Source organism: Aliivibrio logei, from assembly GCF_001691055.1.
Taxonomy (GTDB): Bacteria; Pseudomonadota; Gammaproteobacteria; order Enterobacterales; family Vibrionaceae; genus Aliivibrio; species Aliivibrio salmonicida.
In genome coordinates, this window is the sequence record NZ_MAJU01000036.1 from 25560 (window position 1) to 35363 (window position 9804).

Here is a 9804-nt window from a genome sequence, read left to right on the forward strand (position 1 = left end):
TACACTGTAAATCTGTTGTCTACTCTCTCTTCTTAGAAAAGCATTAACTAACCTCTAAAATTCTCTTCATTTATATCGTGTCAAATAGTGAATATGATATATTCTTGATGTAATGGAAATGTTATTCATTCACTGAGTGGTCAAGGGATTTTTAAATGAATGAAAAAGGATTGAATCGTCTTAAAAAAGATGAGCTTGAATTTGTCGATGATAAAACAGCGGCATTACTTCTTAATACCCCAACAAATGCAAAAATTCTTTTATGGATAATTGCTGTTTTCTTTTGTATCTCTATAGCATGGGCTTCATGGGCTGAGATTGATAAAGTGACGGTAGGGCAAGGAAAAGTAATTCCATCTTCTCAATTACAGATAGTACAAAACCTTGAGGGCGGCTTAGTAAAAGACATGCTCGTAAAAGAAGGTGACCAAGTTACGAAAGGCCAACAATTATTATTAATTGATGACACTCGATTTCGTTCTGATTTTAGAGAGCGTAAAAAGCAACTCATAAATTTAACGGCGAGTGCTCAGCAACTATCTGCTTCAATGGACAGTATTCTTATTCAAGACATCAACAATAAAAAACGTTGGAAAGAATCCGTTATTATTTCGAATGATAAATTAGTGTTTGATGATGAGTTTAAAAAAGAAAATCCGATCGTTGCCCAAAGACAAATGGCTGAATACCGTGCCGACATGAATAACCTTAAAAACCGTATTTATGTATTCGATCAGCAAGTAGCACAAAAACAACAAGATTTACTTGAATTAAAATCTCGAGTGAAAAACTTACAAAAAGGCTATGGATATGCAAGAAAAGAATTAGCGATAACAAAACCGTTAGCTGATGAGGGGGTTGTTCCTCGTATTGAATTATTGAAACTTCAACGTCAATTGAATGATACGAAGAGAGAACTGACATCTACGGAATTAAAAATTCCAGTTTTAATTTCTGAAGCACAAGAAACAATCCTTAATCGTATTGATGCTGCGTTGAAGTTTCGCTCTGAACAACAAGAAAAGCTAAACACGATTCAAGATAAATTATCGGCACTTACTGAGTCCCAAGTTGGTTTAGAAGATAAAGTAAATCGAACTGTCGTTTTATCACCAGTGACAGGCACAATTAAAAAAATCTATATAAATACAGTTGGCGGCGTTATTCAACCTGGAATGGATTTAATTGAGATTGTTCCGACTGAAGATACGTTGTTGATTGAAGCAAAAATTGCTCCGCAAGACATTGCCTTTTTAAGACCGGGGCTTTCTGCCATTGTTAAATTTAGTGCGTATGATTTTACCCGTTATGGTGGATTAAAAGGCGTTCTCGAATTTATCAGTGCTGATACGATTCAAGATGAAGAGGGAAATAGCTTTTATCTTGTAAGAATAAGAACATCACAAGATGAACTTGCGATAGAGAAACAATTTCTTATTATTCCAGGTATGACCGCGTCGGTAGATATAATTACCGGAAAACGCAGCATTTTGGATTATTTATTAAAACCTATCGTACAAGCGAAAAGTTCTGCTTTAAGAGAGTAAAAATGTGGAAAAGGAGCGTTAGACAGAATGAAAGCTAAATGGTTAGTTGTTCCTTTAATTTTATTCTCTATTGGCTCTATTGCATTTACAAAGCAAGATCTTGCTTGGATAAAAGCGGTTAAAGGTGAATATGGAGAAAGAGCAGGTAAGCGTGTTTCTGCTTGGCGAAATTTGATTGAAGACATTGATAATCAATCGGAGAACGAAAAGTTAGAACAAGTGAATCGGTTTTTTAATCAGCTCTATTTTGTTGATGATATTAAATTATGGGGAAAGAAAGATTATTGGGCTACTCCTTTAGAGTTTCTTGGTAGTAATGCTGGGGATTGTGAAGATTTTACAATAGCCAAATATTTTTCTTTATTAGAACTTGGCGTACCAGATAAAAAACTCAGACTTATTTATTTGAAAGCGTTAGAGCTTGATCAGTTTCACATGGTTTTAGCTTATTACCCAACACCATCAGCAATTCCATTAATTTTAGACAATTTAGATAAAGAAATTAAACCAGCAACGCAAAGAACCGATTTATTGCCTATATACAGTTTTAATGGTCAACATTTGTGGTTGATGAAAGGCAAAGGAAATGGACAACAGGCAGGGAGGTCATCTCGATTAAGTTTATGGAATGACTTACGACAAAGAAACAAAGGCCTGAGGTTAAACCACCCAATTATAAATTATGATGAGTAAGTAAATGACATTATATAAACAGCTCGTATCATGGATGACAGCCGTCTTTTTATTGTTACTGATATCTGTCTTTGCGATTGAATTTCGCACCACTCAAACCTTCTTGGAGAACCAACAGCGCTCAGAAGTAAATAACACGATTAATTCGATGGGCCTTGCTCTTGCTCCTTATTTAGAAAATGAGGATAAAGTCGCAGCAGAATCTGTGATTAATGCTTTATTTGATGGCAGTTATTATTCTGCTGTGAGATTAACGTTATTAAGTACAAATGAAGAAATTGTTAGGGTCTATCCAATTAAAATCGAAAATGTTCCTAAATGGTTTACTGATTTAAATTTATTTAGAACGATTTCAGAAAATCGAGTTATTACGAGCGGCTGGATTCAATTGGCTGAAGTTGAGATCGTTACTCATCCAGGGTATGCCTATCAACAGCTTTGGAATTCTTTAACGCAATTGGGAATGATCTTTTTCATCGTAATAGGCTTAGGGATTGTTGTTATTTCAATGGTAGTGAAAAGAGCCCTGTCTCCGCTGCAATCTATTGTTATAAAAATGAAAGAAGTCTCAGAGAATAATTTTGATACTAAATTAGCAAAACCAAAAACGAAAGATTTAGAAGCAGTGATTTCTGGTATTAATTCAATGTCTTCGCAAATTTCATTGAGTTTTAAAGCTCAAGTGCAAGAGGCTGAAAAACTAAGGGACCAAGTATATCTTGATCCAATTTCAGGATTGGGGAACCGCTCATTTTTTATGGGCCAACTTAATACGTGGTTATCTGAGTCTTCGAAAGGCGGTATTGCAATATTAAAAGTTAACTTTATCAATAGGGTGTACGAACAAGACGGTTATGAAGCTGGAGATGCTCTCGTTCATCAGTTAGCTAATTTATTAAAAGCGACACTCCCTAGTTCTAATGTCACATTAACTCGTTTAAATTCCTCTGAGTTTGGTTTCATTTTCCCTAACATAGAAGAAGTTGAATTAAAGCTTGCAGCTGAAAATATTATTGCTTATACGCAAGATATTAAGGGCGATCCGACGGCGACAGCGCCTGTTGATGCTGAGCTTGGTGTTGTCTTTAATGAAAATAGAAAAACAACAACAGAGATCCTTTCTTTAGTCGATAACGCATTAACTCAAGCGCATGCTACCCCTGAATTATTGTTTGGGTTTATTGCTGATGAAAGTCAACATCAGTTAATGGGTAAACAACAATGGAAGCAATTTGTTGATGAGGCGATTAGTGAGCAACTGTTTAATTTTACACTTCAACTAGCAACCGCTCGTATTGGTACTGTATTCCATCAAGAAGTGTTTTCAGCTATTGAGAAAGAGGGGCAACGTTATTCTGCCAATCAATATTTGTTTGCTTTAGAGCAATTAAATGAAACAACCTCATTTGATCAATTTGTTATAAGCACAATGCTTGAGAGAATTAAAACCAAAGAGATAACACAACCAGTGGCGATTAATTTGGCGAATGGAAGTGTCGCAAATCCAAGCTTTGTACGTTGGTTGACCGCTATTTTGAAAAAAAATAAAGAGGCAATGCCTTTGTTGCACTTTGAGATCCAAGAAAGTGCTTTTATTGAGAGTGAGGATCATACGGCTTTATTGTGTAATGTTATCCGAGAGTCTGGTGCGGAATTTGGTGTTGATAACTATGGTCGTAATTTTGAATCTTTAGAATACATCAAAGTATTTAGACCTAAGTACGTGAAATTAGATTATTTATTTACACACCAATTGGATGACGAAAAGCAACGCTATATTTTAACGTCAATATCAAGAACGGCACAAAGTCTGGGTATTACAACGATTGCCTCTCGTGTTGAAAATAAAGAGCAATTAGAGTTGTTATCTGAGCATCATATTGATGTTTTTCAAGGTTTTTTTGTTAATGAAAAAGTGAAGGACGAGTAGTATGAAAGATTCCTTATTGCATTCACTTTGTTATGTAAGTAGTTACTACGGCCAGTTGAATTCTCCAGAGGCTTTGATTAATGGCCTTCCATTACAAGATGGCAAATTAACACCGATGTTATTTTCTCGTGCAGCTGAAAAGGCAGGGTTAATAGCAAAAGAAAATCGAACTGAATTACGTCATATCCCCTCATTGATATTACCTGTGGTTTTATTATTAAAAGAGGGTGAATCTTGTGTATTAATTGGGTTTGATGCTGATAAGAAAGAAGCTGAAATCATAGTTTCAAGTTCAGATATGCTTCCGATTTCAATTTCTGTTGAAGATTTAGAATCTCAATATACCGGACGGTATTTTTTATTAAAAAAGAAATTTCGTTATGATGATCGCTCCCCTGAAATTTTAAAGAAGCGAGAAGGACATTGGTTTTGGAGCACCTTATTTGAATCGAAACATATTTATCGAGATGTGTTTCTTGCTTCTATATTGATTAATATTTTTGCGATAGCAACACCGATGTTTACTCGGCTGGTGTACGATAAAGTAGTTCCTAACCTTGCTTTTGAATCTCTATGGGTTTTGGCTTCTGGTATTTTTATTGTCTTTATTTTTGATTTCGTACTGAAATACTTACGTGGTTATTTCATTGATGTTGCAGGTAAAAAATCAGATGTGTTAATTTCATCGAAATTATTTCAAAAAGTTCTTGGAATTAGAATGGAGGCGAAGCCACCTTCTGTTGGTGCATTTGCTCGACATTTGCAAGAGTTTGAATCTATTCGAGAGTTTTTTACATCAGCAACGATAGCGTCATTAATTGATTTACCTTTTGCTCTATTGTTCTTATTTATTATATATCTGATTGCGGGACCGATTGTTTTAGTTCCTATTGTCGGCATTGTATTATTGTTAATTCATGCGGCCATCATTCAGGGCCCTCTAAAGAAAACGATTGAAGAAGGTTCTCGATTGTCTTCTCAGAAGTACGCAAATCTTATTGAAAGTTTGGTTGGATTAGAGACGTTAAAATTATTTAATGCTCAAAGCCAATTTCAATATCGCTGGGAAGAAGCGGTAACGCACATTTCTAATTGGAGCATTAAAAGCCGTCGTATTACAGATTCTATTCAAAATATGGCGGGGTTTGTTCAGCAAGCGGTGAACATTGGAATGATTATTGTTGGTGTTTATTTAATAGCTAATGGTGATTTAACCATGGGGGCATTGATTGCTTCTACCATGTTAAGTGGTAAGGCGATTGGTCCTTTGGTGCAGATATCTTTGCTATCTACACGTTATAACCAAGCTAAGTCTTCGATGACTATCATTGAGCAATTAATGGCAATGCCTGATGAGCAAGAAGAAGGTAAGCGTTATATTCATCGACCGATTCTTCAAGGTAAAATTGAATTAGATAAAGTGACATTTAACTACCCTGAAGCTCAAATGTCTGCCGTTCGTGATATTAGCTTGACGATTAACCCTGGTGAAAAAGTAGCGATCATTGGCCGGATTGGTTCAGGTAAAACAACATTAGAACGTCTCATTATGGGGCTCTATCAAGCCACTGAGGGCTCTGTACGAGTTGATGATACGGATATCTCCCAATTGCATCATGTCGACGTACGACGCAATATAGGCTGTGTACCGCAAGACATTACTTTATTTTATGGTTCTATCCGAGAAAATATTATGCTTGGCCGAGAGTTATCTGATGACAGTGAAGTGATGGAAGCGGCAAACCGTGCGGGGGTAACCGCCTTTACACAGCAAGACCCTGCTGGATTAGAGAGACAAGTTGGGGAAGGGGGCTTATTACTTTCTGGTGGTCAGCGTCAATCTGTTGCGATAGCGAGAGCATTAATTGGTAGACCTCCTGTATTGCTTTTAGATGAGCCAACAAGCAGCATGGATAATCGTTCTGAGTTATTGTTTAAGAATCAATTATCTCATTTGAAACCGTCAGAGACCTTAATTTTAATTACGCATAAAACATCAATGCTTGATGTGGTTGATAGGGTCATTGTTATGGAAAAAGGGCATATCATTGCTGATGGACCAAAAGCAACGGTATTAAATGAATTAAAGACGGGCAAAGTCAGAGCCGTGAGTTAGTTTTATTTTCTTGTCGCTATAAAAAAATGGGCGTTTATCGCCCATTTTTTATTTGTTATTCATTGTGAAATTGTTATTTCTTTTTACGTGTAAATATATTCCATTCGTCTACTACATCACCTTTGAAACCAACAACCGTTGCAACCACTCGACGATTTAAAGCGTGACTAACTGCTGAATCCCCTTTGGCTGTTAATAAGGTATCACCAAAACCTATCGTTTCAATTTTGTCTGGATTAACACCATAATTAATCAAAGCAACACGTACTGCAGATGCTCTAAGTTCTGATAAGCGAATGTTGTATTCTGCATTACCTTGTTGACTTGCAAAGCCTTGAAGTTGAATTGAGGTTTCTGGATACTCAGCCAGAAATTCAGCCATTGTTCTTATTTCACTTTTGAAAATAGGTGATATTTCTGATGAATTGTTAGCAAAAAGAATCTTTAAATCTTTTTTATCAGATTGCTCTACGTATTCGGCACAACCATCATTATCAATTTGAGCGCCTCTTGGTGTTCCTGGGCAGATATCTCGAGCGTTAATAACGCCGTCGTTATCATTATCTCGTAGGTCTGCGATCTGAGAGGGAGCGGGTGTTTCAATATAATCTTTGTCGCCAGAGACACATGCCGTCAAAAAAAGACTCGTAATAAGGGTTGGGTAAATTAATTTTTTCATTCTTATTTCTCCTCTTCTTTAGATTTTTGTGAATTCCATTCTTTAGGGGTATCAATAAGTAATGATGGAATCAATGTACCTGTTGCATGCAATACTCTAAATTTTGCAAACTGTTCAGCGTAATGGGCATCTAGGTAAGATTTTCTGGCTTCAAATAATTCGTTTTCTGTGTTTAATAGATCCAAAAGAGTTCGCTTCCCAATACGATATTGTTTTTCATAAGCAATAACTGTATCGGAGGCTGCATCAACATGATCGGCTAAGAATTCTTTCTGTTGTAATGTTAAATCTAGCGCACTCCATGATAGACGAAATCCTTCTTCAACGTTTCGATAAGCACTATCTCGCAGATCTTTTGCCATATTTAATTGATAAGCACTTTTTTCTGATTGTGCATTATCACTTCCGCCGTTATATAAGTTGTAACGCATGCGAACCATTGCTGAAAATTCGTCACTGCTTCCTTCTATACCACCAGCATCATCACGCCAAGTTTGAGCTGCTTCAAAAGAGAGCGTCGGGTAATTGGTGCCTTTAGATTGTGCGTATTGATATTTTGCAGCTTGAATATCGGACTGTGCAATAAGGATGACTGGATGGTGTTCGTAAGCTCGCTCTACGCCTTCTTGTAGGCTTAAAGGCAGCGTATTTGCATCAGCTCTAGGGTATATGAGTGCTTGAGGTGGAGAGCCGACTATTTGAGTAAAGACGGTATGCGTATCAAATAAATTATTTTGTGCTGCAAGTAAATTACCGTGGGCACGTGCTATACGGGCTTCTACTTGAGATACATCGGCTGTTGAACCTATTCCTGACTCTGCTCTTTTCTTTATGTCTTTATATATTTTTTTATGAATTGCTAAGTTGCTTTCAGAAAGAGCGAGGATTTCGGTTGCTTTAACCGCATCTAGGTAGACTTGGGATACATCTAATGCTTTATTTTCACCAAGAGAGATGAGTTGTAACCGAGCCGATTCGGCTTCAGCTTGGGTACGATCCATATCATTAATCGTACTTGAACCATCCCAAATTAGTTGAGTTAAAGACAATGTTGCATCTTTTCTCGTTAAGCTTGTGTCATCACCATTATTAGGTGCAGGATTAATGTTTTCAAGTCCAATCCCTGCATCTAAGTCAATAGAAGGTAAGTAATTACCAGAAACACTATTGCTGTCTTCAACGTAACTCATATAAGCGTTATATGCTTTCTTAACCTCAGGATTTGTCGTTAGAGTTTGTGATATTGCTTGCTCTAAGGTTTGAGCCTGAGTTGATACGCTCAAAACTAGCAAGCTACTGCACGTCGCAAGTTTGATCCATTTCAAAGTGTTTCTCCTAATTATCGTATCTTTTGAACAACTTTAATGAACACGATATTTTTAATAAATTCTAGTTAACTTAATAGTGATACCCATAGGTAAATGGTATGTGTCTATTTCGTTTTTTATATATGACTGAAATGCTACGTTATCTCTTATAAAAAAGCAAAAATTAACCTATTGAAAATCCATCGATAAATAGTCTCTCACAAACAAAAAACGAATAACTTGATGTCGTTTTGAAAATGACAATAAAAACATAGTAAAAATAAGTCTTGAATTCGAGAATATAGTGGCGAATATTTTTTAGGACTATTTTTTTAAATTACTAATTGGAATTAACCTCACGTTTTGTGACTCACTTAAAACAATAGGAAAATAATATTATTTAGACAAATTACATTCGCCTTTTTTGTTTATTTAGCGCGCTTTATGAATGTGGTCACAATGTTAACTGTATGCTAAATTATGTATATAGGTGCGGCGTATTTATTGGTTAATTGTATGTGTTGTGAATAAATGGATTTGGGAAATAACGTTATGGCGATTAAAACATCAACAAATGAAAAACAAATTATCGTGATTGATAAAAATGGTAACTTGAAGTTAATGACTTCTGGTGAAGCCGTTTTACCTGGTGACGTCGTTCTTGAAAAGGATTCTGGCGAGGTATCGGTCAATCGTGATGATTTACCAAAAGATAATAATAATGAAATTAAAGATATCTTGGATGCTATTGTTGATGGTAAAGACCCTAGTTTAGTTTCTGAGTCTCCTGCTGCCGGTGAAGAAAGTGGTTCAAGCTTAACTACTTCTACTGAAATTGAACGGGTAGGAAAAAGTACGATTGCTAAAACCGATTTTGATACGGCATCTTTAGAAGCTTTAGGTTTATCTAAAACCCAAAGTTTAACATTGTTAGATCAATATAAGTCTTTTAGAGAGACTGGAAGTTTTGATGTATCGGGAATAAATAGTGAAGTTATAAAGTTTGCTCCAAGTATCTCAATAACTGAAATGGATAGTAACGGTGTTATTAACGGAATTAATGCTGTTGATGGTATTCAAGTTGACGTTATTTTACCTTTAGGCACAGAAAATGGCGATAGACTCGAATTACGTGATAGTGCGGGTAATATTGTTAATAAACACTTGATTACTGAAAATGACATTATTAATGGAAAGATTGAACTCACGGTTTCGGTATCTGATGACGGAACTCATGAGTTTATTGCTGATATTACAGATATTTCGGGGCAGCCAGGTCCTGAATCAAATAAAACTGCTTTTGAATTAGATACGTCAGCGGAAGCGGGCACCGTGACGGTTGCGACTATCACCGAAGATGAAGTGATTAACGCGGCTGAAAGCGGACAAATCATCGCGGTAACCGGTACAGCAACGGGTGGCGACATCAGTGAAAACGATGTGGTGACCATGACGATTAATGGTACCGACTACCAAACCACGGTTGATGAAAATGGCAACTGGAGTGTCGATGTCGCGGGCAATGATCTAGC

At 36.4% G+C, this 9804-nt stretch carries 7 protein-coding genes; 5 read left to right on the top strand and 2 right to left on the bottom strand.

Annotated features, from left to right (window positions below):
* The first annotated feature begins 155 nt into the window (after nt 1-155).
* Genes A6E04_RS20580 through A6E04_RS20595 form a run of 4 tightly spaced genes read left to right on the top strand, consistent with a single transcriptional unit; the run spans nt 156 to nt 6286 of the window.
* Complete coding sequence (locus tag A6E04_RS20580) at nt 156-1547, top strand: HlyD family type I secretion periplasmic adaptor subunit (protein ID WP_017021043.1); 1392 nt, start codon at nt 156-158, stop codon at nt 1545-1547.
* Between the two features lie 27 nt (nt 1548-1574).
* Nucleotides 1575-2240, top strand: coding sequence for a transglutaminase-like cysteine peptidase (locus A6E04_RS20585; RefSeq protein ID WP_017021044.1), 666 nt, complete (start codon nt 1575-1577; stop codon nt 2238-2240).
* Nucleotides 2241-2244: 4 nt separating this feature from the next.
* Entirely contained in the window at nt 2245-4170 is a 1926-nt protein-coding gene (locus A6E04_RS20590) for a bifunctional diguanylate cyclase/phosphodiesterase (protein ID WP_017021045.1), read from the top strand.
* Between the two features lies 1 nt (nt 4171).
* On the top strand, nt 4172-6286 hold the full coding sequence (locus A6E04_RS20595; protein WP_023602773.1) for a type I secretion system permease/ATPase: 2115 nt from the start codon (nt 4172-4174) through the stop codon (nt 6284-6286).
* 73 nt (nt 6287-6359) lie between these two features.
* On the opposite strand, the gene A6E04_RS20600 is transcribed toward A6E04_RS20595, so the two are convergent.
* Nucleotides 6360-6965 (bottom strand): OmpA family protein, encoded by a 606-nt coding sequence (locus tag A6E04_RS20600; protein WP_012551463.1) that lies wholly within the window; start codon nt 6963-6965, stop codon nt 6360-6362.
* A gap of 2 nt (nt 6966-6967) precedes the next feature.
* Complete coding sequence (locus A6E04_RS20605) at nt 6968-8290, bottom strand: TolC family outer membrane protein (RefSeq protein ID WP_012551464.1); 1323 nt, start codon at nt 8288-8290, stop codon at nt 6968-6970.
* A 534-nt stretch (nt 8291-8824) separates the two neighbouring features.
* On the opposite strand from A6E04_RS20605, the gene A6E04_RS20610 reads away from it, so the two are divergent.
* A partial coding sequence (locus A6E04_RS20610; protein WP_175365446.1) for an Ig-like domain-containing protein occupies nt 8825-9804 on the top strand: 980 nt, incomplete at its 3' end.